Origin of the sequence: Leucobacter iarius (assembly GCF_039530105.1) — a bacterium.
In the GTDB taxonomy this organism is placed as follows: Bacteria; Actinomycetota; Actinomycetes; order Actinomycetales; family Microbacteriaceae; genus Leucobacter; species Leucobacter iarius.
This window is the reverse complement of the sequence record NZ_BAAAOB010000004.1, coordinates 95,671-120,041: the sequence shown is the minus strand read 5'-3', so window position 1 is coordinate 120,041 and position 24,371 is coordinate 95,671. Positions and strand designations below refer to the sequence as shown.

The 24,371-nt window shown below is 71.1% G+C and carries 23 protein-coding genes and 2 tRNA genes; 19 read left to right on the top strand and 6 right to left on the bottom strand.

Going from position 1 to position 24,371, the window contains the following annotated elements; translation table 11 throughout:
• The first annotated feature begins 77 nt into the window (after positions 1 to 77).
• On the top strand, positions 78 to 1,541 hold the full coding sequence (locus ABD169_RS13645; protein WP_344033075.1) for a SpaH/EbpB family LPXTG-anchored major pilin: 1,464 nt from the start codon (positions 78 to 80) through the stop codon (positions 1,539 to 1,541).
• 76 nt (positions 1,542 to 1,617) lie between these two features.
• Positions 1,618 to 2,652: a class C sortase gene (locus ABD169_RS13640; protein ID WP_344033073.1), complete on the top strand. Its 1,035-nt coding sequence runs from the start codon at positions 1,618 to 1,620 to the stop codon at positions 2,650 to 2,652.
• Positions 2,653 to 2,738: 86 nt separating this feature from the next.
• Here the strand turns inward: ABD169_RS13640 and serC are convergent, their stop codons facing one another.
• On the bottom strand, positions 2,739 to 3,857 hold the full coding sequence (serC, locus tag ABD169_RS13635; RefSeq protein ID WP_344033071.1) for a phosphoserine transaminase: 1,119 nt from the start codon (positions 3,855 to 3,857) through the stop codon (positions 2,739 to 2,741).
• A 107-nt stretch (positions 3,858 to 3,964) separates the two neighbouring features.
• On the opposite strand from serC, the gene ABD169_RS13630 reads away from it, so the two are divergent.
• From ABD169_RS13630 to ABD169_RS13610, 5 genes are all read left to right on the top strand, one after another.
• Complete coding sequence (locus ABD169_RS13630; protein WP_344033069.1) at positions 3,965 to 4,675, top strand: iron-dependent transcriptional repressor DtxR; 711 nt, start codon at positions 3,965 to 3,967, stop codon at positions 4,673 to 4,675.
• 78 nt (positions 4,676 to 4,753) lie between these two features.
• Positions 4,754 to 6,103 (top strand): NADP-specific glutamate dehydrogenase, encoded by a 1,350-nt coding sequence (gdhA, locus tag ABD169_RS13625; protein ID WP_344033067.1) that lies wholly within the window; start codon positions 4,754 to 4,756, stop codon positions 6,101 to 6,103.
• Positions 6,104 to 6,373: 270 nt separating this feature from the next.
• The gene (locus ABD169_RS13620; protein ID WP_052961585.1) at positions 6,374 to 7,114 is read left to right on the top strand and encodes an NlpC/P60 family protein; all 741 of its coding nucleotides are present in this window, start codon (positions 6,374 to 6,376) and stop codon (positions 7,112 to 7,114) included.
• Between the two features lie 104 nt (positions 7,115 to 7,218).
• Positions 7,219 to 7,291, top strand: a tRNA-Arg gene (locus ABD169_RS13615).
• Between the two features lie 127 nt (positions 7,292 to 7,418).
• Positions 7,419 to 8,261: a cytochrome c oxidase assembly protein gene (locus ABD169_RS13610; RefSeq protein ID WP_344033065.1), complete on the top strand. Its 843-nt coding sequence runs from the start codon at positions 7,419 to 7,421 to the stop codon at positions 8,259 to 8,261.
• On the opposite strand, the gene ABD169_RS13605 is transcribed toward ABD169_RS13610, so the two are convergent.
• Positions 8,258 to 8,830, bottom strand: a complete 573-nt coding sequence (locus tag ABD169_RS13605; protein WP_344033063.1) for a hypothetical protein — start codon at positions 8,828 to 8,830, stop codon at positions 8,258 to 8,260. The two genes, ABD169_RS13610 and ABD169_RS13605, sit on opposite strands and share 4 nt — an antisense overlap.
• A gap of 58 nt (positions 8,831 to 8,888) precedes the next feature.
• On the opposite strand from ABD169_RS13605, the gene ABD169_RS13600 reads away from it, so the two are divergent.
• The 8 genes from ABD169_RS13600 to ABD169_RS13565 all read left to right on the top strand — a co-directional run bounded on the left by ABD169_RS13600 (position 8,889) and on the right by ABD169_RS13565 (position 18,647).
• Positions 8,889 to 9,854, top strand: coding sequence for an EamA family transporter (locus ABD169_RS13600; RefSeq protein ID WP_344033061.1), 966 nt, complete (start codon positions 8,889 to 8,891; stop codon positions 9,852 to 9,854).
• A 44-nt stretch (positions 9,855 to 9,898) separates the two neighbouring features.
• Positions 9,899 to 10,690, top strand: coding sequence for a CYTH domain-containing protein (locus ABD169_RS13595; RefSeq protein ID WP_344033059.1), 792 nt, complete (start codon positions 9,899 to 9,901; stop codon positions 10,688 to 10,690).
• A 16-nt stretch (positions 10,691 to 10,706) separates the two neighbouring features.
• Complete coding sequence (locus ABD169_RS13590) at positions 10,707 to 10,883, top strand: HPP family protein (RefSeq protein ID WP_156174901.1); 177 nt, start codon at positions 10,707 to 10,709, stop codon at positions 10,881 to 10,883.
• A gap of 237 nt (positions 10,884 to 11,120) precedes the next feature.
• Entirely contained in the window at positions 11,121 to 12,542 is a 1,422-nt protein-coding gene (locus ABD169_RS13585) for an NAD(P)/FAD-dependent oxidoreductase (protein WP_344033057.1), read from the top strand.
• 34 nt (positions 12,543 to 12,576) lie between these two features.
• Positions 12,577 to 12,951: a cupin domain-containing protein gene (locus ABD169_RS13580; protein WP_344033055.1), complete on the top strand. Its 375-nt coding sequence runs from the start codon at positions 12,577 to 12,579 to the stop codon at positions 12,949 to 12,951.
• 109 nt (positions 12,952 to 13,060) lie between these two features.
• Entirely contained in the window at positions 13,061 to 14,437 is a 1,377-nt protein-coding gene (locus ABD169_RS13575) for a uracil-xanthine permease family protein (RefSeq protein ID WP_344033053.1), read from the top strand.
• A gap of 207 nt (positions 14,438 to 14,644) precedes the next feature.
• Complete coding sequence (locus ABD169_RS13570; protein ID WP_344033052.1) at positions 14,645 to 18,376, top strand: AAA family ATPase; 3,732 nt, start codon at positions 14,645 to 14,647, stop codon at positions 18,374 to 18,376.
• A gap of 4 nt (positions 18,377 to 18,380) precedes the next feature.
• On the top strand, positions 18,381 to 18,647 hold the full coding sequence (locus tag ABD169_RS13565; protein WP_344033050.1) for a hypothetical protein: 267 nt from the start codon (positions 18,381 to 18,383) through the stop codon (positions 18,645 to 18,647).
• Positions 18,648 to 18,687: 40 nt separating this feature from the next.
• Here the strand turns inward: ABD169_RS13565 and mscL are convergent, their stop codons facing one another.
• The 3 genes from mscL to ABD169_RS13550 all read right to left on the bottom strand — a co-directional run bounded on the left by mscL (position 18,688) and on the right by ABD169_RS13550 (position 20,058).
• Positions 18,688 to 19,083 carry a large conductance mechanosensitive channel protein MscL gene (gene mscL, locus ABD169_RS13560; RefSeq protein ID WP_046454137.1) on the bottom strand — a complete coding sequence of 132 codons (396 nt, stop codon included), beginning with the start codon at positions 19,081 to 19,083 and terminating at the stop codon, positions 18,688 to 18,690.
• A gap of 79 nt (positions 19,084 to 19,162) precedes the next feature.
• Positions 19,163 to 19,456, bottom strand: a complete 294-nt coding sequence (locus tag ABD169_RS13555; protein WP_344033048.1) for an FmdB family zinc ribbon protein — start codon at positions 19,454 to 19,456, stop codon at positions 19,163 to 19,165.
• A gap of 11 nt (positions 19,457 to 19,467) precedes the next feature.
• On the bottom strand, positions 19,468 to 20,058 hold the full coding sequence (locus ABD169_RS13550; protein WP_344033046.1) for a 5-formyltetrahydrofolate cyclo-ligase: 591 nt from the start codon (positions 20,056 to 20,058) through the stop codon (positions 19,468 to 19,470).
• Positions 20,059 to 20,180: 122 nt separating this feature from the next.
• Here ABD169_RS13550 and ABD169_RS13545 point away from each other — a divergent pair, with 122 nt between their 5' ends.
• The 4 genes from ABD169_RS13545 (at position 20,181) to ABD169_RS13530 (ending at position 23,130) form a co-directional block, all read left to right on the top strand.
• Positions 20,181 to 21,110 carry a UTP--glucose-1-phosphate uridylyltransferase gene (locus tag ABD169_RS13545; protein WP_344033043.1) on the top strand — a complete coding sequence of 310 codons (930 nt, stop codon included), beginning with the start codon at positions 20,181 to 20,183 and terminating at the stop codon, positions 21,108 to 21,110.
• A 7-nt stretch (positions 21,111 to 21,117) separates the two neighbouring features.
• Positions 21,118 to 21,756, top strand: a complete 639-nt coding sequence (locus ABD169_RS13540) for a GNAT family N-acetyltransferase (protein WP_344033041.1) — start codon at positions 21,118 to 21,120, stop codon at positions 21,754 to 21,756.
• Positions 21,757 to 21,761: 5 nt separating this feature from the next.
• Positions 21,762 to 22,790 (top strand): hypothetical protein, encoded by a 1,029-nt coding sequence (locus ABD169_RS13535; RefSeq protein ID WP_344033039.1) that lies wholly within the window; start codon positions 21,762 to 21,764, stop codon positions 22,788 to 22,790.
• A gap of 264 nt (positions 22,791 to 23,054) precedes the next feature.
• Positions 23,055 to 23,130: transfer RNA gene (locus tag ABD169_RS13530), tRNA-Ala, on the top strand.
• A gap of 62 nt (positions 23,131 to 23,192) precedes the next feature.
• Here the strand turns inward: ABD169_RS13530 and ABD169_RS13525 are convergent.
• Positions 23,193 to 24,371: a MarP family serine protease gene (locus ABD169_RS13525; RefSeq protein ID WP_344033037.1), complete on the bottom strand. Its 1,179-nt coding sequence runs from the start codon at positions 24,369 to 24,371 to the stop codon at positions 23,193 to 23,195.

Sequence of the window (24,371 nt, the reverse complement as noted above, 5' to 3'; positions counted from 1 at the left end):
TCCCGGCCCGCCGATCCCCGAGATCAGCAGAAGACCACCGGCGACTCGAACACCGCCGCGAGGAGAGGAACACCACCATGAGTCAACAGAGCTGGGGGCGGCGCGCACGGCGCCCGTTCGTCGCCGCGCTCGCGGTCGCACTCGCCGTGCTCGGCGCGGCGGCCGGTGGCGCGGCAGCGCAGGCCGCCGACGAACCGAGCCCCGCGAACATCACGGGCACCACGGGAACACTGGTCATCCACAAGCACGCGGGCAACCCATCCACCGCGGGCAACGGGCGGGCGATCAGCGATCCCGCCCAGGTCACCGCGCTCGGCAGCGGACTCGGCGGTGTCGTGTTCAGCGTGCAGCGCGTCACCTCGGGCGGCACCCCGATCGACCTCACCACCGCCGCCGGGTGGGACCTCGCGACGCAGGCGACGCTGCCGCGCGTGCAGGGCCACACCGACGGCTTCGACGTGATCGCGCAGACCACGGCGACCACGCTCCCCGACGGCTCCGCGACGATCCCGAACCTGCCCTACGGCCTCTACCTCGTCACGGAGACCTCCCCGGGCCCCAACCCGGTCGTCTCGCCGGGGCAGCCGTTCCTGGTCTCGGTGCCCTACCCCAGCAGCACGGACAGCACCTGGCTCTACACGGTGAACGTCTACCCGAAGAACAAGCTGAACACCACGACGCCCGAGAAGACCGTGAGCGATCCGAACGCCCCCGTGCTCGGATCGACCGTGCACTGGACCATCACCGCACCTATCCCCGAACTCGCTGCGGGCGACACCTACCGCAAGTTCGTCGTGACGGACCAGCTCGACCCCAGGCTCACGCTCACGGGAGCCGTACTCACCCTCGACGGTGCTCCGCTCGCCGCGGGCACCGACTACACCCTGAGCCCGACGACGCTCCCGGCGGCTTCCGGACCGAACGTGGTGATCACCTTCACCGCCACCGGCCTCGGCAAGCTCGCGGGGAAGACCGCGGTCGGCGTCGACCTCGCCACCACCGTCGACTCCCTGGGAGACGGCAAGATCACCAACACCGCGTTCGTGAACGTCAACGACTCGGTCCGTCAGACCGGCACTCCGCAGACCAACTGGGGTCCGCTCCAGATCATCAAGGTCTCGGCCGCCGACACGAGCAAGACCCTGGCCGGCGCGCAGTTCACCCTGCACGAGACCAAGGGCGGCCCGCAGGTGGGCGGAGTGCTCAACACCGACGGGCAGGGCAGGATCTCGGTCGCCGGACTCTGGGTCGGCAACGGGGGCACGCTGACCCGCAGCTACTGGGTGCACGAGACCCAGGCACCGGCCGGGTACGCGCTCCCCGCGGGGGACGCGGCCTGGACCCAGGTGACCGTCACCGCGGGCGACGCGGCCAGCGTGGTCCCGGTGCAGGTGCAGAACGCGCAGCAGAACGGCCCGAACCTGCCGCTCACCGGCTCGACCGGAACGGCGATGTTCCTGGGCGGCGGAGCCGCGCTGATCCTCGCAGCGGCCGGAGGGGCCATCGTGCTCGCCCGACGCCGCCGCTCGGCGGCCGAGTAGCACCCCGGAGAGGCCCGGTGCGGGACTTCGGTCCCGCACCGGGCCCGCACGAACCCCACGAGCGGAGGAGGATGCGATGATCACCGACACCCGAGTCGCGCCCGACCCCGCCTCGGGTACCCCCGCGTCCCACGGGATCGACCGCGCTCGCCGCAGGAGCCCGTGGGGTGCGCTCGTCGTGGGGCTCATCGGACTGGTCGGGCTGTTGGTGCTGCTCTATCCGAGCACGGCCGCCTGGTGGTCCCAGTACACCGAGTCCCAGGTGATCCAGCAGCTGAGCGGCTCCTCCGAGGGGACGCCGCGGAACGCGCTCGACGGCGAGCTGCAGCGGGCGCGCGCGTACAACTCGGCGCTCGTGGGCGGCGCACTGCTCGCGCCGAACACGAACGTCCCCACCGGAACCGGGGTCGAGGGCGGAACGGATCCCTATTCGGACCTGCTCCGCGCGGATGCCGACGGTGCGATGGGTCGTCTGCGGATCCCGGCGATCGCGGTGGACCTGCCGATCTACCACGGGACTTCGGACGACACGCTCGCGCGAGGCGTCGGGCATCTCGAGGGAACGTCGCTTCCCGTCGGTGGCGAGTCCCAGCACTCCGTGCTGACCGCGCATCGGGGCCTCGCGAGCTCCGAACTCTTCACGAACCTCGACCGGCTGAAGGCCGGAGACACGTTCACCATCGAGGTGTTCGGCGAAGTCCTCTCGTACCGGGTGTTCGATACCCGGGTCGTCGACCCGAGCGAGACCCGGACCCTGGCGCCGGTCTACGGGAAGGACCTCGTGACGCTCGTCACCTGCACGCCGCTCGGGATCAACACCCAGCGGATCCTGGTGACGGGGGAGCGGATCTCGCCGACCCCCGCTGCTGACCTGGCTCGCGCCGGTGCGCGGCCCGATGTGCCTGGCTTCCCCTGGTGGGCGGCCGGGCTGCTGCTCGGGCTCACGGTCATCGGCGGCTATCTGTGGGGCGTCCTCCGCGGAGGACACGGAAGACGACCATCGCACGTCCAACCCCTGGCGGAAGGCGATGGCCCCGAGGATCGCGCGAATGTCGAGCTCGTTCGCTCGCGCACCTCGGTCGGCGGAAGGAGTCGTGCGTCGGAGCGGTGAGGCCTTCCCTCGCCGCTCCCACCGACCGGATTCCGCCGGTGCCGGGCTCGTGGTCCCCCTGCGAGTCCGGCACCCGCCCGCCGGGTTCAGCCCAGGCGCTCGAGCACGTAGTCGATGCTCGCGGTGAGCGCGCGCACGTCGTCGGGCTCGATCGCGGTGAAGGTCGCGACGCGCAGCTGGTTGCGGCCCAGCTTGCGGTACGGTTCGGTGTCGACGATGCCGTTCGCGCGGAGCGCGGCCGAGATCGCGGACGCGTCCACCGAATCCTCGAAGTCGATCGTGACGACGACGTTCGAGCGGTGCGCGGGGTCCGCGACGAACGGGGTCGCGACCGAGGTGCGCTCGGCCCAGTCGTAGAGCACGGCTGCGGACTCGGCGGTGCGGGCGGCAGCCCATGCGAGGCCGCCGTTGGCGTTGATCCAGCGCACCTGCTCGTCCATCAGCGCCAGCGTCGAGAGCGCGGGGGTGTTGAGGGTCTGGTCCTTGCGCGAGTTCTCGATCGCGCCCGCCAGGTTCAGCGTCTCGGGGATGTAGCGGCCCGAGGCGGTGACCCGCTCGATCCGCTCGATCGCGGCCGGCGAGACGAGGGCGAACCAGATGCCGCCGTCGGAGGCGAAGTTCTTCTGCGGCGAGAAGTAGTAGACGTCGGTCTCGTTCGCGTCGAAGTCGAGGCCGCCCGCGCCGCTCGTGGCGTCCACGACGGTCAGCGCGCCGGCGTCGCCGTGCACGCGCTTCACCTCGGCCATCACGCCGGTGGAGGTCTCGTTGTGGGGGAACGCGTAGACGTCGACGCCCTCGACGGCCTCGGCCTGCGCGCGCGAGCCGGCATCCGCGGTGCGCACGTCGGGATCCTGGAGGAACGGTGCGGCCTGGGCCGCCTTGGCGAACTTCGCACCGAACTCGCCGAAGGCGAGGTGCTGGCTGCGCTGCTCGATGAGCGAGTGGACGGCCGAATCCCAGAACGTGGTCGCCCCGCCGTTGGCGAGCAGGATCTCGTACCCCTCGGGCGCGCGGAACAGTTCCGCGAGACCGGCGCGCACGCTGCCGACCAGGTTCTTCACGGGCGCCTGGCGGTGCGAGGTGCCGAGCACCCCGGGCTGCAGGGTGGCGAGGAAGTCGAGCTGTTCGGTGCGGACCTTCGAGGGGCCGCAACCGAAGCGACCATCGGCGGGCAGGAGCGAAGCGGGGATCGTGATGTCGGCCATGACGCGATTCTATCCGCGCACGGACACGGCCCGAGGCGTCGGAGACGCCGCATTGCACCGCGCTCATGTCATAGGCTGGAGGTCGCGAGCGACGAGGAGGAATGCCGATGGCCGATCTCATTGACACGACCGAGATGTATCTGCGCACGATCCTCGAACTGGAGGAGGAGGGCATCGTCCCCCTGCGCGCACGGATCTCGGAACGGCTCGGCCACTCCGGTCCGACGGTGTCCCAGACGGTCGGCCGCATGGAGCGCGACGGCCTGGTCGTCGTCTCGGGCGACCGGCATCTCGAGCTGACGGCCGACGGCCGCACCAAGGCCGTGCACGTGATGCGCAAGCACCGGCTCGCCGAACGGCTGCTGGCCGACGTGATCGGACTCGAGTGGGAGTACGTGCACGAGGAGGCCTGCCGCTGGGAGCACGTCATGAGCGAGCAGGTCGAGCGCAAGCTGCTCGACATCCTGCACCACCCCACCGAGTCGCCCTACGGCAACCCGATCCCGGGCCTCGACGAGCTCGGCTCGATGCCGACCGCGCCCTTCCAGTCGGGCGTCGTGTCGTCGGTGGACCTGCCGATCATCGACGGGGACCCCGGCGTGCAGACCCGAGTGCGCCGACTGGCGGAACCGGTGCAGACCGATCCCGAGCTGCTGCGCACCCTCGGCCGGGGCGGCATCCGGCCGGGTACGCCGGTCCGCGTCAGCCGGGTCTCCGGCTTCCTGCGGTTCGAAGTCACCGCGGAGGGCGACCCGATCGATCCGATCGAGCTCTCGCCCGAGGTCGCCGCGCACATCTACGTGTCGCGCACCTTCTGAATCCGCGGGTCGAACCCGCTGCAGGCCGGACGGCCTGCCCCCCCCAGCACACGAAGACGTGACCCCGCGAGGAGCCCCATGCCCGTTTCCCCCGAGGCCCACCTGCGCCGCATCGCCGAGACCGTCGAGGCGCGCAACCCGCACGAGCCGGAGTTCCTCCAGGCGGTGCACGAGGTGCTCGAGTCCCTCGTGCCGGTGCTCGCCGATCACCCCGAGTTCGTCGAGGGCGGGGTGCTCGAGCGCATGGTGGAGCCGGAGCGGCAGATCGTGTTCCGGGTCCCGTGGCTCGACGACCGCAACCGGGTCCAGGTGAACCGAGGATTCCGCGTGCAGTTCAACTCCGCGCTCGGCCCCTATAAGGGAGGACTGCGGTTCCACCCGAGCGTGAACCTCTCGGTCGTCAAATTCCTGGGGTTCGAGCAGATCTTCAAGAACGCGCTCACCCGGCAACGCATCGGCGGCGGCAAGGGCGGATCCGACTTCGATCCGCGGGGGAGGAGCGATGCGGAAGTGATGCGCTTCTGCCAGAGCTTCATGACGGAGCTCGTGCGCCACATCGGCGAGCACACCGACGTCCCCGCGGGCGACATCGGCGTCGGTGGGCGCGAGATCGGATACCTCTTCGGCCAGTACCGCCGGCTCACCGGGCGCCACGAATCGGGCGTGCTCACGGGCAAGGGCATCGGATGGGGCGGCGCGGAGGTGCGCACCGAGGCGACCGGGTACGGCGCGGTCTTCTTCGCCCAGGAGATGCTGCACCGTGCGGGCCAGGGCATCGGGGGTCGCCGGGCGGCGGTATCGGGATCGGGCAACGTCGCCATCTACGCGATCGAGAAGATCGGGCAGCTCGGCGGCACGGCCATCACCGCATCGGACTCCTCGGGCTACGTCGTCGACGAGGCGGGCATCGACGTCGCGCTGCTCAAGCAGATCAAGGAGGTCGAGCGCGAGCGCATCTCGGTCTACGCCGAGCGGCGGCCGGGTGCGCGATTCGTCGCCGGTGGATCGGTGTGGGATGTCCCGGTCGAACTCGCGTTCCCCTGCGCGACGCAGAACGAACTCGACGAGAACGCGGCGCGCACCCTCGTTGCGAACGGGGTGCGCGCGGTGGCCGAAGGTGCGAACATGCCGACCACGCCGGGAGCGGTCGCGCTGTTCCAGCGGGCCGGCGTGCTCTTCGCGCCCGGCAAGGCGGCGAACGCCGGAGGCGTCGCGACCTCCGCGCTCGAGATGAGCCAGAACGCGGCACGGGAGCGGTGGGGCTTCGAGACCAGTGAGGAGCGGCTGCACGCCATCATGCGCGATGTGCACGACGCGTCCTACGATGCCTCGGCGCGGTACGGGCGGCCCGGCGATTACGTGCTCGGTGCCAACACGGCGGCGTTCGCGACCGTGGCTCGCGCGATGCTCGACCAGGGCGTGGTCTGAAGGATCGCGAGCGCCACGGTCAATCACTGGTCAGGGGTGGTTTCCGCTGCCCGGCGGAGGAGTATTCCGGGGTCAAACTATCTCGATATCGAGATACAGCTGCGGGCGGGCGCTCTCGAATCCCCGCGGAATCACGCCATTCTTTCGCCATGTTCAGTCGGATCGCAGCTCAGCGTGACAATTCCGTGATCTTGGGTTAGGCTGGTCGAGATTTTGGTCCAGACGGGCCGTACCTCGCAAGAGAACGATTACGTAAGGCAGACACCACTCGTGACTCAGCACCCCGGCTCAGCTCAGACCCCCGGCACCGACGTGGCGATCGCAGCACCCGCTGCACGCCCCGCTCGTCCGGCGCGCAGGCGCCTCGTGCGCATGCTCGGCGCAGGCGTCGTCAGCGCGGGAATGGTCAGCGTGTTCGCTCTGCCTGCGTACGCGACCGACATCCAGACCGAGGGCTACCGCGCCCCCGCCGCGATCCAGGTGAACCAGGTGCTGACCACGGCCGACGCCGAGGGCGCGCTGCAGACCGAGGCGCCGAGCACCGAGCTCGCCCCGGCCCCGAAGCCCGTCGTCCCCGCCAAGAAGGCCGACGACGCGACGACCGCGACCGTCGAGTCGGGCAACACCCAGACCGAGGCCCCGAAGCTTCCCGACATCCCCGCGGGTAAGGGCGCTGCCGGCCTCGTCGCCGCGGCTCGTGCCCAGATCGGCGTCAACCAGGACTGCACCGACCTCGTGCAGAACGCTCTCGCCGCGATCGGCATGTTCGAGCGTCGCGACCAGGGCGGTTACGACCTCGGCCCCATGGACTTCGGTCGCTTCGGCACCCAGGTCTCGCCCGACGCGGTCAAGTTCGGCGACATCATGATGCGCGGCGGCCACGTCGCCATCTACACCGGCGACGGCGTCAACCACCGTGCGGTGCACGGCGGCTTCGGCGGCAACCAGACGGTCGAGACCGACGTGGACTCGAACCCGGGCAACTACGCGGTCATCATCCGCATCCCGTAAGCGGATCCAGAACCTTCGACGTGAGGGGCGCGGCCGTCGGCCGCGCCCCTCACGCGTTTCTCGCGTCGCGTCGCCGGCGCGCAACCGGATAATATGGAAGCTCCGCCTCAGTAGCTCAGTGGATAGAGCACTTCTCTCCTAAAGAAGGTGTCGGAGGTTCGATTCCTCTCTGGGGCACTCGCTCGCTGCGCTCCCTCGGGCCCCATCGTGGAATCCCGATGAACCTTGACGCGACTCGCAGGCTCGTCGCGCGCCGCGGCAACTCCCACATCCCGCCCTCAGACGACGGGCGGATACTCGTCGGGTGACCCCCGTCGAACTGCTCACCGCGTGGAAACCCACCCCGCTCGGGATCGGCCTTCCGGTACTGCTCACCCTCGCCTATCTCGGCGCGGTGCTGCGCCTCCGGAGACGCGGCGTCCGCTGGTCGCGTTCGCGGCTGCTCTGGTGGATGCTCACCTGCCTGCTCATGGCCTGGACGCTGTGCGGCGCTCCGTGGGCGCTCCGCACCCGCAGCGACTGGATGGACGGGATCGCGCTCGGCATGGCGGCGGCCGTGCTGCCGCTCGGCGCCGCGCTCGGCGACCCCGTCGGCCTGCTCGAAGCGGTGCGCGGTCGCGGCTCGCGAGTGATCCGCGGTCGGATCGCCCGCGCGCTCATGTATCCCGGGATCTCCTCGGCGATCAGCGCGGTGTTCCTCACCGTCGCGCTGCTGTCGGGCTGGTTCGTGCCGCACGGCGCGACGCCGGCTCCCGGGTGGGGCCTGCTGATGCTCTGCGCCTTCGTCACCGGCCTCCTGGTGAATCTGCCGCTCTTCGCCGAGGGGCTGCTGCCCCCGTGGGCGAACCCCGCGGTGAAGACGCTCATCGCGTTCCTCGACGGTCTGTTCGATGCGATCCCGGGCATCGTGGTGATGCTGCTCGTGAACCTGCGGGCGGGCGGGGCGCTGCTCGGTATCGCCGAGGCGATCGGGATCCCCATGATCGCGGCGACCCTGGTGCACTGGGTGCGCTCCGACGCGGTCGCGACGCGCGAGGTCGATGCCGCGCTCGACGCGGAGGAACCGGGGGACGGGCTCTGGTGGCGCGCGGATCCCCGGTTCGAGGGGCGCTACGGGCGGGTCGACGCCGCCGAGGAGCGCCCCTAGGCGCCCTCGCGCTCCGCGATGAGCCGCACGCGCTCCTCGAGGAACGCCTCCAGCGTCGGCGCGGTCGAGAGGTCGGCTCCCGCGCGCCAGCGGACGCGCACCTCCTCCGTCGGCGCCGCACCGGGACCGCCCTCGACGGAGAGGACCCCGACGGGGGCATCGGAACCGAGTGCGCGCAGCCCGTCCCCGTCGAGGGGGAGCGGAACGGCGTCGAAGCTCACGGAGGACCCCTCGGCATAGCCTCCGCGCAGCGCGGCCGCGGCGATCTCGCGGCGCTCCTCGCGCGACACCGACTGGTATCCCGGCCGGCCGCGCTCCGCGGCCCGGGTCGCGGTCCCTCCGGTGAACCATTCGTTCCGATCGGCCGAGATCAGTAGCGAGCCCACCCGCCAGACCTCGCCGAGGGGGCGCATGGTCGGAGCGAGTCGGATCAGCATGCGCCGTCGGGCCGGCACGAGTTCGGCGAGCGCCTCGGTCGGGACCGCGGCGGCGCGGAGCGCGGCGGCCGCGCCGGCGAGGGCCTGCTCGACGAGGATCCTGATCGGGTCGGGGCCGTGTGCTGCAGTCACGCGAGCAGTGTATCCGTGCGCGTGCGCACGGCGGCCTCTCCGGCGATAGGCTGTTCCGATGCCCTCCGTCACCGATGACACCGTCGCCGGCGCGCCGCTGCGCCGCACCGCCCCGGCCGCTGCGAGCGAGAGTCGCCGATCCACCTTGCAGGCCGCGGGCCTGATCGTCACGGGCGCGCTCGGCGTGCAGTTCTCGGCGGTGCTCGCATACGGGCTGTTCGACGAGGTCGGCGTGCTCGGCACGAGCGGGGCGCGACTGCTCATCGCCGCGGTGCTACTCGTCCTGATCTTCCGCCCGAAGCTGCGCGGCCGCAGCCGACGCGAGTGGGGCGGTATCGCGCTCTACGGCGTCGCGATGGCCGCGATGAACCTGTTCCTGTACCTGGCGATCGCTCGGATCCCGCTCGGCATCGCGACCACGATCGACTTCCTGGGGCCCTGCCTCGTCGCGCTCATCGGCTCCCGCCGACTGCGCGACGGTCTGCTGGCGCTCCTCGCGTTCGTCGGCGTCGCCCTCATCGCGGGGCTCGGCGGGCCGCTCGATCCGATCGGCGTGCTGTGGGCGGTCGCGGCGGGGACCTGCTTCGGCCTCTACACGCTGCTCGCTTCGCATGTCGGCAAGGAGGGCGGCGGGCTGCCCGGCATGGCGCTGTCGGTCTGCATCGGCGCGATCGTCACGCTGCCGTTCTCGCTCCCGGCGCTGCCGCACATCGCTCCGGGCTCCCTCGGCGTGCTCCTGCTTTCGGCGGTGCTCGGCACCGCGCTCGCGTTCACGGTCGACACCCTGGCGGGCAAAGTCACGTCGGCGCGGATCATCGGGGTGCTCTTCGCGTGCGATCCGCTCGTCGGGACGCTGCTCGGTGCGCTCCTGCTCGGTCAGGCGCTGACGCTGCCCGCGCTGGCCGGTATCGCGCTGGTCGTGCTCGCCGGGGCCGGGATCGTCTGGTTCTCGGGCGATCGGGGGTCGGCGCCGGAATCGGCTCCGGCGCCCGGGCCGGTCGTGGAGCGCCCCGGAACCGCGTAGGCCGTCTCCGCCGCGCGTCCTCGTCCAGCGCCTAGGCTGGGTCCGTGACTGAACAGGGTGCCGCCTCGCTCGAGATCGAGCGCAAGTACGAGATGATCGGCGCATCGGCGCTGCCGGATGCCGACGTCTGGGCCGCGGCGGGGCTGCGCGCCGGCGAGCCGCGACGGGTCGAGCTGCACGCGAGCTATTTCGACACGGAGGACCGTGCGCTCGCGACCGCTCGCCTCGCGATGCGCCGCCGGGCGGGCGGGGCCGACGAGGGCTGGCACTTGAAGGAGCGCACTCCCGGCGGGGTGCATGAGCTGCACTGGCCGCTGAGCGACGAGCTGCCCGACGGACTGCGCGCCGAACTGCGATCCCGGATCGGCGACGCGGCGGATCGGGTGGTGCCCGCGGCGACCCTCGAGACGGCGCGAGTGACGGTCCGCCTGGCGGAGTCGGGAGCGGACGCGGTCGAGCTCGCCGACGACACTGTGCTCGCGACCGATCATCGCGCAGGGGTGAGCCGCCTCTGGCGCGAGTGGGAGGCCGAACTCGTGGGCGGAGCCGATCCGGCGGTACTCGACCGCGTGGAGCCGCTGCTGGCGGCGGCAGGGGCCGTGCCTTCCCCGAGCGAGGCGAAGATCGCCCGCGCGACGGGGCGCCTGATCGATCTCGCGATCGCGCACGACGGTTCGGCTCGGCTGCTCGAGGCGCTGGCGGTGATGGACGCGGCCGACCGGCTGGCGGCGACGCTGCGGCGCGACGGCGGGGAAGCGCTCGGGGATCCGCGGGTCGCCGAGCTCCGCGCGCGGGCTCAGGCGCTGCTGACGATCCCGGCCGCCGCTCACGAATGACCCGTAGGCTGGACCCATGAGCGAAGTGAGCCCCGAAGCGCGGCGCAAGCAGATCATCGTCGGCATCGTGATGGGCGCGATCATGGGCATCGTGATCAGCGCGCTCACCCAGTTCTGGCTGTGGCTGCCCGCCGGCCTCGCCCTCGGCCTCGCGACGGGGGCGATCATGAAGCCGCCGGCCGACAAGGGCTGAGCGGGAGCCGCTGCGCGGGAGCGGTGGGCCGCGACGTCAACGAGAATGTCAATGCGACTGACTCGTGTGGTCCACCATGCTCGTTTCTGCTGATTTCGTAGAAATGTTCCCGATTGGCAACTGAATGAGTGGCGAAATCGGCATTTTCGGCACTGAAAGCGCGCAGGTGGGGATGCGGTTCCGTGGTGAGTGTGCGAGGATCTCAGCAGACCTCATCGAAGGCGACCCGAGGGAATCATGGAACCCACCATTTTCGAGAAGAACCGTCCGGCTGCAGCGATCATCGACGCATCGCTCGCGAACACGAAGCTTGAGTGCTTCTGGATCGACGACATCGCGGCCACGGCCGCACGCTACCCGTCGCTCGGGGGTGATGCGCGCGTCGACGATGCGGTCGTCGGCGGCGGGTTCGCGGGACTCTGGACCGCGATCAAGCTGAAGACCGAGCACCCGGAGCGCCGCGTGATCCTGCTCGAGGGCAAGCGCGTCGGTTGGGCCGCGTCCGGACGCAACGGCGGATTCTGCGAAGCGAGCATCACGCACGGCGAACCCAACGCCGAATCCCGCTGGCCCGACGAGGTCGGAACGCTGCGCCGCCTCGGCTACGAGAACCTCGATGCGATCGAGCGCTTCATCGCGGAGCACGATCTCGACGTCGAGTTCGAGCGCACCGGCCAGCTGGCCGTCGCGAACAACGACTACCAGGTCGAGTGGCTCGGCGAGAGCGACGATCCCGAGGTCGTGACCCTCGACGCCGAGCAGGTGCGCGCGCGCATCAACTCGCCGACCTTCCTCGGCGGCGACTTCTCGCCCCGCGAGAACGCCAACGTGCACCCCGCGAAGCTCGCGGCGGAGCTCGCGCGGCACGCGAGCGCGATCGGGGTCGAGATCCACGAGGATACGCGGGTCGATGCGCTCGACGGCAGCGCGGACGATCCGATCCGGCTCACGACCGCGCACGGCACGGTGACCGCCGACCGGGTCGCGCTCTGCACCAACGTGTTCCCCTCGCTCCTGAAGCGCTACCGCTTCCACACGATCCCCGTCTACGACTACGTCCTCATGACGGAGCCGCTGACCGACGAGCAGCTGGCCTCGATCGGCTGGGAGGGGCGCGAGGGCCTCGCCGACATGGCGAACCAGTTCCACTACTCTCGGCTCACCAAGGACAACCGGATCCTCTGGGGCGGCTACGACGCGGTCTACCACACCGGCGGCCGCATCCGGCAGAAGTACGAGGACCGGATGGAGAGCCACCGCAAGCTCGCCAGCCACTTCTTCACCACGTTCCCGCAGCTCGCAGGGGTCAGGTTCAGCCACCGCTGGGCCGGCGTGATCGACTCGAGCACGCGCTTCTGCGCCTTCTTCGGCCAGGCGCACGGCGGTCGCGTGCAGTACGTCGCGGGGTTCACCGGCCTGGGCGTCGGCGCGACCCACTTCGCCGCGGACGTGATGGTCGACCGCTTCGAGGGGCGCACGACCGAGCGCACCGAGCTCGAGATGGTCAAGCAGATGCCGCTGCCGTTCCCGCCCGAGCCCGCCGCCGCGATCGGCGTCAACATGTTCCGCTGGTCGTTCGACCGCGCCGATCACAACCGCGGCAAGCGCAACCTCTTCCTCAAGGTCATGGACGCCGTCGGCTTCGGCTTCGACTCCTGATCGCCGCCCAGACGAGACAGAACGGATCACGACCATGAGCGAACTGCTGCCCGCGGGCACGAACGCCGCCGTCCGGGCCACCGAGACCGGGATCGAGCTCGAAGCGGTGCCGGCCGCCGATGTCGTCGCGGGCGATCCGCGCCAGGGCATCGCCGAGCTCGGCATCATCGGCGACTGCGAGGCCGGCATCTGGGAGCTGCGCGAGGGGACCACGACCGACACCGAGGTCGACGAGCTCTTCGTGGTGCTGTCGGGCGGCGCGACCATCGAGCTGCTCGACGGCCCCGGTGTCGAAGCCGGTACGGTCTTCGAGGTGGCGGCGGGCGACGTGATGCGTCTCGTCGCCGGGACGCGCACGAAGTGGACCGTGCCCGACCACATCCGCAAGGTCTACTTCTCGGAGCAGTAGCCGAGGGCTCGTCCAGCGGGCTCCGAGGCGCATAGGATATTTCCTTGGCGCGGCAGCGCCTCGGGGTCGAGGCGCTGGACCTGCGCCTCGACAGGGAGAAGGAACCCCGATGGCGCTGCCTTGGAAGCTGCACGGCGACGGACGCACGGTCGCGAACGACGCGATCGTCCTCCCGGAGGAACGACTCGGCTGGGTCAAGACGATCGGCTTCGGCGCGCAGCACGTGGTCGCCATGTTCGGCGCGACGTTCCTGGTGCCCCTGCTCACCGGGTTCAGCCCGACGGCCACGCTGTTCTTCTCGGGCCTCGGCACGCTCCTGTTCCTGCTGCTGACCGGCAACCGGCTGCCGAGCTACCTCGGCTCCTCCTTCGCGTTCATCGCGCCGGTGCTCGCCGCGACGGCGGGCGGCGGCGACCTCGCGCGGGCCTCGTTCGGGATCCTCGCCATCGGCGTGCTCATGGCCATCATCGGCCTCATCGTCGTGCGCTTCGGCGCGGGCTGGATCAACGCCCTCATGCCGCCGGTGGTGATGGGCGCGATCGTGGCGCTCATCGGCCTCAACCTGGCTCCGGCCGTGCGCAATAACTGGAACGGCGGCGTGAACGCGCCGCCCGAGACCGTGGTCCCCTCGGCCGTCGTCGCGTTCATCACGATCGTCTCGATCCTGCTGATCACGGTGCTGTTCCGCGGCCTCGCCGGGCGCCTCGCGATCGTGCTCGGCATGGCCGTCGGCTACGTCGCCGCGGCGTGCTTCGGGCTCGTCGACTTCGAGAAGATCGCGCAGGCGGACTGGCTCGGTCTGCCCGAGTTCCACGCGGTCGCGAACCCCTTCGCCGACCCCTCGCTCTGGGGCCTGCTGCCCGCCTTCCTCCCGGTCGTGCTCGTGCTGATCGCCGAGAACGTCGGGCACGTGAAGAGCGTCGGCCTCATGATCGGCCGCGACCTCGATCCGCTCACCGGCCGCGCACTGCTCGCCGATGGCATCTCGACCGTCCTCGCCGGCTTCGGCGGCGGATCCGGCACCACCACCTACGGCGAGAACATCGGCGTCATGGCGGCGACCCGCGTCTACTCGACCGCGGCCTACTGGGTCGCGGGCATCGTCGCGATCCTGCTCGGCTTCTCGCCGAAGGTCGGCGCGGTGATCTTCTCGGTGCCGAGCGGTGTGCTCGGCGGTGTCACCGTCGCGCTCTACGGCCTGATCGGTCTCATCGGCGTCAAGATCTGGCTCGACAACAAGGTCGACTTCTCGAAGCCGATCAACCAGTTCACCGCGGCCATCCCGCTGATCGTCGGCATCGCCGACTTCACGATCAAGGTCGACGCGGTGGTGTTCAACGGCATCGCGCTCGGCACGGTCTCGGCGATCCTGATCTACCACCTGATGAACGGCCTGGGCCGACTGCGGGGTACGGTCGCGGCGCCCACCGCGGTTCCGGCTCCGACGGAGGGCGGCGCGGACGCGTCTTCGGTCACGGATCGATAACCCGCTGCGCGGGGACTTGCGCAAAACTCCGCGGATCCTCCGGGGATTTTCGGCTCCGCACCTTAGTGTGGCGATGTGTGGAGTGTGGATCGACGTCGGCGACCCGACGAGACGGAGCGAGGGACGGGTGCGCCCGCTGATCGCTCGGCGCCGAGCGCGCCGCGCAGCGAGGGATCGCTCGCGCCCAAGCACGAACCGGACGCGCAAATGACCGAGCAGCAGCCAGAGGTGGTGAATCCGACCATGATGACCGTGGTCGATCCGCACACCGTCGAGCACGCGGCCTGGCGCGAGGAACTCGCGGCGCTCGGCGGGGAGAACCCGCTGCTCCACTTCGCCGACGAGCACGCCAACCGGATCGAGCTCTCGACCACGCACCCCGGCGGGCTGCCGCAGTTCATCACCGGGCAGAAGATCCTGCTGTCGGCGCTGATCCGCGACGACCTGGCCCTGCGCCACGCGCGCCTCGCGGCCGGACGGGTGACCGACAAGGCGGTCGAGATGCGCGCGGTGCGCGGCCTCGAGACCGTCCACCTCGGCATCGGGATCGCGAAGTGGGAGTTCGAGGGGCAGGAATTCTGCGCCCCCGTGCTGCTGCGCCCGCTGGCGATCCGCCGCTACGGCCGGGACTTCGAGCTCAAGCTCAAGCAGAACCCGGCGGTCAACCCCGCGCTCGTGCGGGTGCTGCACGAGCAGTTCGGCATCCGCGTCGACGCGCGCTCGCTCATCGAGCTCTCGCAGTCCGAGGGCGTCTTCAAGCCGCAGCCGGTGATCGATCGCCTGCGCCAGATGGTGGTCGGGGTCTCGGGCTTCGTCGTCCAGCCGCGCCTCGTCGTCTCGTCGTTCCACGACGTCGCGTACGCGATGGTCGCCGACGCCGAGGATCTCGACACGCCCGTGCTCTCCGCCGTGTGCGGCAGCGAGGTGGCGAAGCGACGGCTCTCCGAGGCGTACCGGCCCGTGACGGCGACGCCGAGCAACACCCGCTCTCCCGAGACGGATCGCGATCTCTACGACGTCGACGCCGAGCAGGAGGACGTGCTCGCACAGGTCGCCTCCGGCCACTCGCTCGTCGTCCGCACGCTTCCCGGGACCGGTGGAACGCAGACGGTCGTCAACGCCATCGGCGGGCTCGTCCGCGCCGGCAAGCAGGTGCTGGTCGTGTCGCCGCGACGCGCGACGCTCGACGGCATCACCCACCGACTCTCCCGCGTCGGGCTCTCCGGGCTCGCCGCGACGCCGCGCCTGCTGCGCCGCAACCTGGTCGAGTCGATCAGCCGCAACGAGGGCGCACGGAGCGAGCAGCTGCGCGAGGTCGACGAGGCGCTCGTTCGCCTGCGCGGTGTGCTGCTCGACTACCAGACCGGGCTCGGCGCGAAGGATCCCCGGTTCGGCGTCTCGCCGCTCGAGGCGCTGCGCGAGCTCACCCGACTCGCGCTGCGCGAGCACTCGCCGACCACCACGGTGCGGCTCGACGATCACGCGCTGGGCCAGCTGACCCTCGACCGCTCCTCGATCGCCGAGGCGCTCACCGAGGTCGCGCGCCTCGGCCAGTTCCAGTACGGTCCCGAGGACTCGCCCTGGTACGGCGTGAGCTTCTCGACCACCGAGGACGCGCGCAAGGCGTACTCCACGGCCGTGAACCTGGCGGAGTCCCAGCTGCCCCGGCTCATCACGATGGCCAACGAGGTCGTCGAGCAGACGTCGCTGCGGCCCTACGAGAGCATCGCCGAGCTCGGCATCTACCTGCGGCTCCTCATGGGGATCCGCGAGACGCTCGACCGCTTCGTGCCCGAGGTCTACGACCGCTCGCTCACCGAGGTCATCGCGGCGCACGCGCCGCGCGGCGGCGACGAGATGTCGAACGCCAACAAGCGGCGCCTGCGCAAGCTCGCCCGGGAGTACGTCCGTCCGGGCGTTCACGTCACCGATATGTACGCCCGGCTCCTGCAGATCCAGCAGCAGCGGGTGCTCTGGCAGCGATACTCGACCGTGGTCGGCGCGCGTCCCGAGGTCCCCGTCGGCATCGCCGACGTCGTGGTCGCCTACCAGTCGGCCTACCAGGATCTCGACGCGATCGACCGGGTGCTCGGCCACGACACCGACGCGCAGCGGCTCCGCTCGCTCCCGCTGACGGTGCTGGCGCGCGACACGACCGAGCTCGCCCGCGAGTCCGAGGTGCTGCAGAACATCCAGGAGCGCACCGCGATCGTGGAGCGCCTGCGCGCCGCCCACCTCGAACCGCTGCTCGACGACCTCTCGGCGCGCCACGTGCCGTCGGATCGGGTCGCGGCGGAGCTCGAACAGGCCTGGTGGCAGTCGGCGCTGGAGCGCATGCTGCAGACCAATCAGGCCCTGCTGAGCGCGAACACCGGGGTCATCGACCGGCTCGAGGCAGACTTCCGCCTGGTCGACGACGCGCACGCCGGATCGAACGGCCCCCAGCTCGCCTCCAAGCTCGCCGACGCCTGGCGCGTCGCGGTCCTCGACCATCGCGACGAGGCGCTCGCGCTGCGCGAGGCGCTCCGCGCGGGCGAGAACTCCATCGACGCGCTCGTGCAGCGGGCGCCGTCGCTCCTGGCCGTGCTCACCCCGGTGTGGGCCATGTCGCCCTACGAGGTCGCGCAGCTGCCCGACACGCTGCGCTTCGACACGGTGCTGCTCGTCGACGCAGGCGCGACGACGCTCGTCGAGAACGTCGGTGCGATCCGTCGGGCCAAGCAGGTCGTCGCGTTCGGCGACCCCATGACCCAGACCCCCGCTCCGTTCGAGATCGCCGTGCGGCAGCGCGGGGAGGCCGTCGCGGCCGATCCCGAGCTGCACGAGCAGTCGGCGTACGCGCAGCTCCGCTCCGTGCTGCCCGAGCTCGCGCTCACCCGCAGCTACCGTGCGGGCGGCGAGGACCTCACGCAGCTCGTCAACACGCGCTTCTACGACGGGGAGATCTCGTCGCTGCCGTGGGCCGGCACGTTCCTCGGGCACTCGAGCATCTCGCTCGAGTTCGTCCGCGGCGGCCAGGGGCTCCCAGACCAGCACACCGGCGCGGTCGAGAGCACCGACGCCGAGGTGGAGCGGGTCGTGCAGCTCGTGCTCGAGCACGCGGCCGACCGGTCCCGCGAGTCGCTCATGGTCATCACCGCGAGCGAGCGGCACGCGGTCCGGGTCAACCAGGCCGTGCTGCAGACCTTCGCGAAGTTCCCGCAGTACCGCGACTTCCTGCTCGGCGAGCGCGCCGAGCCGTTCGCGGTGCTGACCCTCGAACAGGCGATGGCGCAGAGCCGCGATCGCGTGATCTTCTCCATCGGCTACGGCCGCACCCCGCACGGCCGTGTGCTCTCGAACTTCGGCAGCCTCGGGCAGCCGGGCGGAGAGCGGCTGCTCGCGGTCGCGATGACGCGCGCCCGCCGCGCGATGACGATCGTCAGCTGCTTCCGGCCCGCGGATCTCGACACCGCGCGGATCAAGCACGGCGTCGTCGAGCTGGCCGAGCTGCTGGCGATGGACCACCAGGAGCCTGCACCCGCGGCGCTCCCCGCCGAGCGCGATCCGATGCTCGGCGAGCTGGCCGACCGGCTGGAGCAACTCGGACTGTCGGTCGCGCTCGACTACCGCGGCGCGATCCCGCTCGCGGCCTCGCTCGACGACCGCGCGATCGCGGTCGACGTCGATTTCGCCGGCGGCGAGGACAGCCTGCGCGATGCGCTCCGGCTGCGCCCCGCGGTGCTGCGCCGGCTCGGCTGGCACTACCACCGGGTGCACAGCTTCGACCTCTTCAGCGATCCGGAGCAGGTCGCGCTGCGGATCGCGCGGATCGTCGGCTACGACGAGGGTTCCGCGGGGGACAGCGGTCCGATCGAGGTCGCGCCGACCGAGGATCTGGACTCGCTCCGGGTGCGTTCCGACGCACCCGCGGATCCCGACCTCGCCTTCGACGAGTAGTCCGATGAGCGACCGGATGCCGGAGCCCGCGGACGCGGCTCCGGGCCGTGGCGCGCGCCGGTCGAGGCGTGCGAGCCGTCCCGCGCCGGAGGGCGTGGATCCCCGGCCTTCGAGCCATCCGCTCGGCGACCGGGCGGCCGAGGACCGTCCCGAGTCCTGGGGCGACGGGGCACGCGGAGGATCCGCGGCGAAGCGGGTGCGCGACGGCGGCTCGAAGCCCGGCGAGAACGACGAACGGCTGCGTCGCGATCGTCCGCCCCACTGGGGCTGAACGTCGCGACGCAGCCGTTCGGTCGGCGTCGAGCGCGCGGTTACTTGCCGGCGCGCTGCTCGCGCAGCAGATCGCGGATCTCGGCGAGCAGCTCCTGCTCGGACGGGGCCGCAGGCTCCTCCGGCGTGTTCTTCGCGGTGCGCTCGCGCATGTGGTTCATCGGCAGCACGAACACGAAGTAGACCACCGCGGCCACGATCACGAAGTTGATGATCGCGCCGATGAGCGCGCCGAATGCGAGCGCGCCGCCACCGGGCAGTTCGACCATCAGTGCCTTGTCGAGCGAGTCGGCCTTGAAGACGACGCTGATGAGCGGATTGATGAGCGACGAGACGACCTTCTCGACCACGGCGTTGAACGCCGCGCCGATGACCACCGCGACCGCCAGATCGACGACGTTCCCGCGGAGCAGGAACTCCCGGAATCCCTTGAGCATGGTTCCCCTTCCCCAGAGTGTTGTTTCCTCGTGGGCAAGGCTAGAGCATGGTCCCCGGGGAACCGCGGCGATTCGCCGGTCAGGCGGCGGAACCGCCGCTCGATGAGCCCGATCCCGTGGACGATGACGACGATGACGACGACGAGCCGGTACCGGAGCCGCCCGTTCCCGCAGCGGAGGAGGATCCCTTCGCGCCCGCGCGCGAGTCGGTGCGGTAGAACCCGGATCCGTTGAAGGTGACGCCGAGGGATCCGAACACCTTGCGCAGGGTCCCGCCGCACTCGGGGCACTCGGTCAGGGCCGAGTCCGAGAACGACTGGTAGATGTCGAAGGCGTGGCCGCAGTCGGAGCAGCGGTAAGCGTAGGTGGGCACGAGGAAGAAGTTTACCGCTCCGTGCGCACGTACTCGATGCGGGTCGGCGTCACGATGCCCGTGACCGGGATGTCGTGCAGCTCGCTGGGGAGGGTCTCGAAGACCTCCTCGTCGTGGACGATGGCGAACACCGGAGGGCTCTGATCCATCGACCCCAGGTTGCGGTCGAAGAAGCCGCGCCCCCAGCCGAGGCGCACGCCCGAGCGGTCGACGGCGCACGCGGGCACCAGCATCAGGTCGACATCGCCCACCGCGAGCGGGCTCAGACATTCTCCGAGCGGTTCGGGGATCCCGAACGCGCCCCGCACGTTGCCCTCCCAGCTCGGGCGGATCCAGTCGAGCAGACCGTCCTCCCGGGCCGCGGGCAGCAGGACATCGATGCCCTGCTCGCGGGTCCACGCGAGGAAGGCGGAGGTGTCGGGTTCGCCGGCGACGGGCATGTAGCAGGAGACGGAGCGCGCTCCGCGCCCGGTCACGAGGGTGATCAGCTGGGCGGTGATGCCGTCGCGGATCTCCGCCCGTTCCACCTCGGTGGTCGCGGCTCTGCGCTCCCGGACCAGTCCGCGGATGCGCTGCTTCTCTCGGTCGATCTCATCGGCCATGCCGCCCAGTGTATGCGCACCGGCTGCGATTCTCCGGTCGGAACGGGCTCCCGGAACGCGTGCGAGCCTCGAATCGCCTCGGTGATTGGCCGTGCGGGCGAGTGCGGCATAGGCTATGCCCCATGTCTCACGAAGCGAACGGCGCCCACCCCCGCGTCACGAAAGCAGTGATCCCGGCGGCAGGACTCGGGACCCGGTTCCTGCCGGCGACCAAGGCGATGCCGAAGGAGATGCTGCCGATCGTCGACAAGCCGGCGATCCAGTACGTGGTGGAAGAGGCGGCCGCGGCCGGTCTCGACGACGTCCTGATCATCACGGGGCGCAACAAGGGCAACCTCTCGAACCACTTCGACAGCGTGCCCGAGCTCGAGTTCACGCTCGAGAAGAAGGGCGACGAGGGCCGCCTCGGTCGCGTGCACAAGTCGAGCGAGCTCGCCGAGGTGCACTTCCTGCGCCAGGGGCAGCCGCTCGGGCTCGGTCACGCGGTCGGACGTTCGCACCGTCACGTGGGCGAGGAGTCCTTCGCGGTGCTGCTCGGCGACGACCTCATCGACGAGCGCGATCCGCTGCTCACGCGCATGATCGAGGAGCACGACCGCCGCCAGGCGACCGTCATCGCGCTGATGGAGGTCCCGCAGGAGTCGATCCACCTCTACGGCTGCGCCGCGGTCGAGCCGACCGACGATCCCGACGTCGTGAAGATCACCGAACTCGTCGAGAAGCCCGACGCCGCCGAGGCGCCGTCGAACCTCGCCGTGATCGGCCGCTACGTGCTCCGTCCCGAGATCTTCGGCCTGATCGAGAACCTCGAGCCGGGTCGCGGCGGCGAGTACCAGCTGACCGACGCGCTGAACGAGCTCGCGCAGGGCCACGGCAAGGACCCGGTCTACGGCGTCATCTTCCGCGGCCGCCGCTACGACACCGGCGACCGCGCGGACTGGATCAAGGCGAACCTCCTGCTCGGCGTCGACCACCCCGAGCTGGGAGCGGAGCTCACCAGCTGGGTGCAGGAGTTCGCGGAGCGCCTGCGCGCCCGCGACGCGGAGGGCTAGGCCGCACGTGCCGCTCGGGACGCCGATCCCGGTACCCGCCCCGCGCTCGAGCGGACCGGTGGGGATCCGGGTGATCCGGCTCTCCGACGCACCGGTGCTCGAACAGCTGCTGCGCGAGAACCGGGACTGGCTGCAACCCTGGGAGGCGACGCACCCGAGCGGGGCCGGCGCGGTCCCGGGATCGGTCTCGATGCGCCCCACGATCAAAGCGATGCGGCGCCAGCTGCGCAGCGGATCCGGAGCTCCCTTCGTGATCACGATCGGCGGCGCGGTCGTCGGGCAGCTCAGCGTCTCGGAGATCAGCGGGGGAGCGCTCCGCTCGGCGCAGCTCGGCTACTGGGTCGCGCGGAGCGCGGCGGGTCGGGGAGCGACGCCGACGGCGTGCGCGCTCGCGATCGACTACCTGTTCGGCGAGCTGGGAATGCACCGGGTCGAGATCTGCATCCGCCCCGAGAACGCGCCGTCGTTGCGGGTGGTCGAGAAGCTGGGCCTGCGTTACGAGGGCCGGCGCGCGGCGTACATCCACATCGACGGCGCCTGGCGCGATCACGACTGCTTCGCCATCACCGTCGAGGAGGCGGAACAGGGGATGCTCTCGAGACTCGGCGCGTCACTCGATGCCGGAGCGCGTCCGCCCGTACAGTAAGGCGCATGACGGGTGGCGGTGCGTTCGGCGGCGGGGTGATCTTCGTGGTCGCTGCGCTGCTCTGGGGCGCCGTCCTGGTGCCCGGGTGGATGCGCCGGCGCGAGTTCCGCGCGGCGGAGCGCAACGCGATGCGCCTGCAGCGCACGCTGCGCATCCTCGCCGAGACCTCCGAGGTGCCCGCCGAAGTGCGGGCGGAGGCGACCGCCCGCGAAGCGCTCGCGCACGAGAAGCTCGTCCGTTCGGCCGAACGTCGACAGGCCGCCGACCGCGAGACGGAGCTGGCCGAGGCCCGCGCCGCGGAGGTGCGCGCCGAGATCCGCGCGCAGCGCATGCGGCGCAAGCAGGCCGCCCTCGCGCGCTCCGCGCGTCTGCGTCGACCGGCCGCCCGGCGGATGCGCGCCCTCGCCGCGCTCGTCGCGGTGCTCTGCATCGCCGGCGCGCTCGTTGGTACGGGCCTCGCGATCGCAGGTCTCGGAACCGTGACCCTCGTGGGTTCGGCCCTCGGCCTGCTCACCGCGGGCGGAGCGCTCGTGCTCCTCGCGCCGGGCCGGGTGCGGCTCGCCGAGATCCCCGAGGAACGAGTGGCAGAGCCGGTACGGGTGCAGGCTCCCGCGGCCGCGACCGCGGACGCGGAGGATCCGTCCGTGGGCGAAGCGGCCGCTGCGGCCGCTCACGCGGCGGCGCAGGCCGTGGCCGCGGCGCGCATCGAGCGCGCCAAGGCGCTCGCCCGCGCTCGCGAGCGGGCCCGCACCGCTGCCGCGCAGACTGCGGCCGCGCAGGCCCGGCCTCGCGAGAACCAGGCCGACTCGATGCTGCTCGACGAGGCGCGTGCGCAGGTCGCCGCTGCGCGGACCGCCGAGGTCAAGGCGGACGCCACGGTCGACGCGCAGCGCACCATCGAAGCTTCGGTGCGCGCGCACGCGCCGGTCGATTCCACCGCGGATCGCCTGCGACGCATGGGCGTGATCGGCGACACCGCCGAGGGCATGCCCGACCTCGACGCGGTGCTGCGCCGCCGCCGCGCAGCCGGCTGATCCCGGATCGTAGCCCGACCCGCCGGTTGACCCGGTCCCGCATGGGGTCGGGCTCGTCTCTGCCCGCGAAACACCGCCCTGCCCGCGAAACACCAGGCAGCAACAAGGTGTCTCGCAGGTGAAGTGGTGCTTCGCGGACCGCGCCGCCTTGCTGCTCCCCATCCGGGCGCACCGTGCGGCCGCTCCGTGCAACTCGGACTCCGGATCCGGCGTGTCGTGGATTTCGCGTCGCCGATCGCGCGCTGCTATGCTGGACGGGTTCACGGGTCCTTAGCTCAGTTGGTAGAGCGCGTCGTTCGCAATGACGAGGTCAGGAGTTCGATTCTCCTAGGATCCACCACATCGAAAAGCCCCGCTCAGGCGGGGCTTTTCGCGTTTCCTGCGCTTCGTCGTTAGAGGTGACTACTGCGCGACGCAGCTGCCGGTGCTCACCGGGGCGGTCAGGGCGGGCGCCTGCTGAGCGAGCGGATCCAGTACCGAGGTCGGCACCGCATAGCCGAGGTTCGCGTTGGTCTCGGACTTCGCGAACACCACGCCGATCACGCTGCCGTCGGCGCCGAGCACCGGACCGCCCGAGTTGCCGTGGTTCACCGTCCCCGCGAGGGAGGTGACCTCGCGCACCGAGCGGCGCCCCTCGATCGTCATGTCGGCCGAGGCCGTGCCGATGACCGAGGCGGTGCCGACGGTGAGCGGGCCGCCGAACGGATAGCCCGCGATCCATCCCGTAGTGGCGGGCGCGGGCACCGGGGCGACGGGCAGCGCGGGAACGTCGAAGCCGTTGACGGCGATGACCGCGAGGTCGTGCTCGGGGTCGAACGCGACCACTCGGCCCGAGACGGCGGCTCCGCTCGGGGCCTCGAGGACGGGACGGTCCACCCCGGCGACGACGTGCGCGTTGGTCACGATGCGGTCGGGGGCGACGACGAAGCCCGATCCTGAGAGCGAGGTGCCGCACTGGAACGCGGCGCCCGAGACCCGCACGACCGACCCCAGCGCGCGCTGCACCGCGGCGGTCTCGGACGCGGCGGGCGGGGCGGCGACGTCGACCGGTTCGTTGAGGACGCGGGCGACCCAGGGTGCTGCGCCGTCGAGCGCGGTGTCGCGCGCCTGGGCGAGGAACGACTGCACGGGCTTCGGTGTGAGACGATCCACGGCAGCGACGATGCGCGAGCCGGCGATGGCGGGGGAGAGCGTCGGGACGCCGAGCCCCTGCACGGTCGTGGCGACCAGCACAGCGATCAGGATCGCGACGACCAGGTTGCCGAGGGCGCCCGTGATGCGATCGAGCCAGCCGAGGCGGATCCGCTTCGCGCCGCGGCGCAGCAGCCTGCCGATCGCGCCGCCGAGCGCGGTGCCGACACCGAGCAGCAGCACGATCGCGCCGATCGCCGCGGGGATCCGCCACTCCGGCTGCGTCACCTGCGCGGTGAGCCAGGGCACGAGGAAGAAGGCGGCGACGCCGCCGGCGACGAGGCCGGCCAGGCCCGCCGCGGTGCGCAGCAGTCCCGCACGGTAGCCGTTGACGAGCGCTCCGATCCCGATGGCCGCGAGGAGCAGGTCGACCAGCACGCTGCCGTTCAT

Excerpts from the sequence above, each read along its gene's own strand:
- ABD169_RS13645 (WP_344033075.1), top strand. The coding sequence starts at position 78 with ATGAGTCAACAGAGCTGGGGGCGGCGCGCACGGCGCCCGTTCGTCGCC.
- ABD169_RS13640 (WP_344033073.1), top strand. The coding sequence starts at position 1,618 with ATGATCACCGACACCCGAGTCGCGCCCGACCCCGCCTCGGGTACCCCC.
- serC (WP_344033071.1), bottom strand. The coding sequence starts at position 3,857 with ATGGCCGACATCACGATCCCCGCTTCGCTCCTGCCCGCCGATGGTCGC.
- ABD169_RS13630 (WP_344033069.1), top strand. The coding sequence starts at position 3,965 with ATGGCCGATCTCATTGACACGACCGAGATGTATCTGCGCACGATCCTC.
- gdhA (WP_344033067.1), top strand. The coding sequence starts at position 4,754 with ATGCCCGTTTCCCCCGAGGCCCACCTGCGCCGCATCGCCGAGACCGTC.
- ABD169_RS13600 (WP_344033061.1), top strand. The coding sequence starts at position 8,889 with ATGCCCTCCGTCACCGATGACACCGTCGCCGGCGCGCCGCTGCGCCGC.
- ABD169_RS13590 (WP_156174901.1), top strand. The coding sequence starts at position 10,707 with ATGAGCGAAGTGAGCCCCGAAGCGCGGCGCAAGCAGATCATCGTCGGC.
- ABD169_RS13585 (WP_344033057.1), top strand. The coding sequence starts at position 11,121 with ATGGAACCCACCATTTTCGAGAAGAACCGTCCGGCTGCAGCGATCATC.
- ABD169_RS13580 (WP_344033055.1), top strand. The coding sequence starts at position 12,577 with ATGAGCGAACTGCTGCCCGCGGGCACGAACGCCGCCGTCCGGGCCACC.
- ABD169_RS13575 (WP_344033053.1), top strand. The coding sequence starts at position 13,061 with ATGGCGCTGCCTTGGAAGCTGCACGGCGACGGACGCACGGTCGCGAAC.
- ABD169_RS13570 (WP_344033052.1), top strand. The coding sequence starts at position 14,645 with ATGACCGAGCAGCAGCCAGAGGTGGTGAATCCGACCATGATGACCGTG.
- ABD169_RS13565 (WP_344033050.1), top strand. The coding sequence starts at position 18,381 with ATGAGCGACCGGATGCCGGAGCCCGCGGACGCGGCTCCGGGCCGTGGC.
- mscL (WP_046454137.1), bottom strand. The coding sequence starts at position 19,083 with ATGCTCAAGGGATTCCGGGAGTTCCTGCTCCGCGGGAACGTCGTCGAT.
- ABD169_RS13550 (WP_344033046.1), bottom strand. The coding sequence starts at position 20,058 with ATGGCCGATGAGATCGACCGAGAGAAGCAGCGCATCCGCGGACTGGTC.
- ABD169_RS13545 (WP_344033043.1), top strand. The coding sequence starts at position 20,181 with ATGTCTCACGAAGCGAACGGCGCCCACCCCCGCGTCACGAAAGCAGTG.
- ABD169_RS13535 (WP_344033039.1), top strand. The coding sequence starts at position 21,762 with ATGACGGGTGGCGGTGCGTTCGGCGGCGGGGTGATCTTCGTGGTCGCT.
- ABD169_RS13525 (WP_344033037.1), bottom strand. The coding sequence starts at position 24,371 with ATGAACGGCAGCGTGCTGGTCGACCTGCTCCTCGCGGCCATCGGGATC.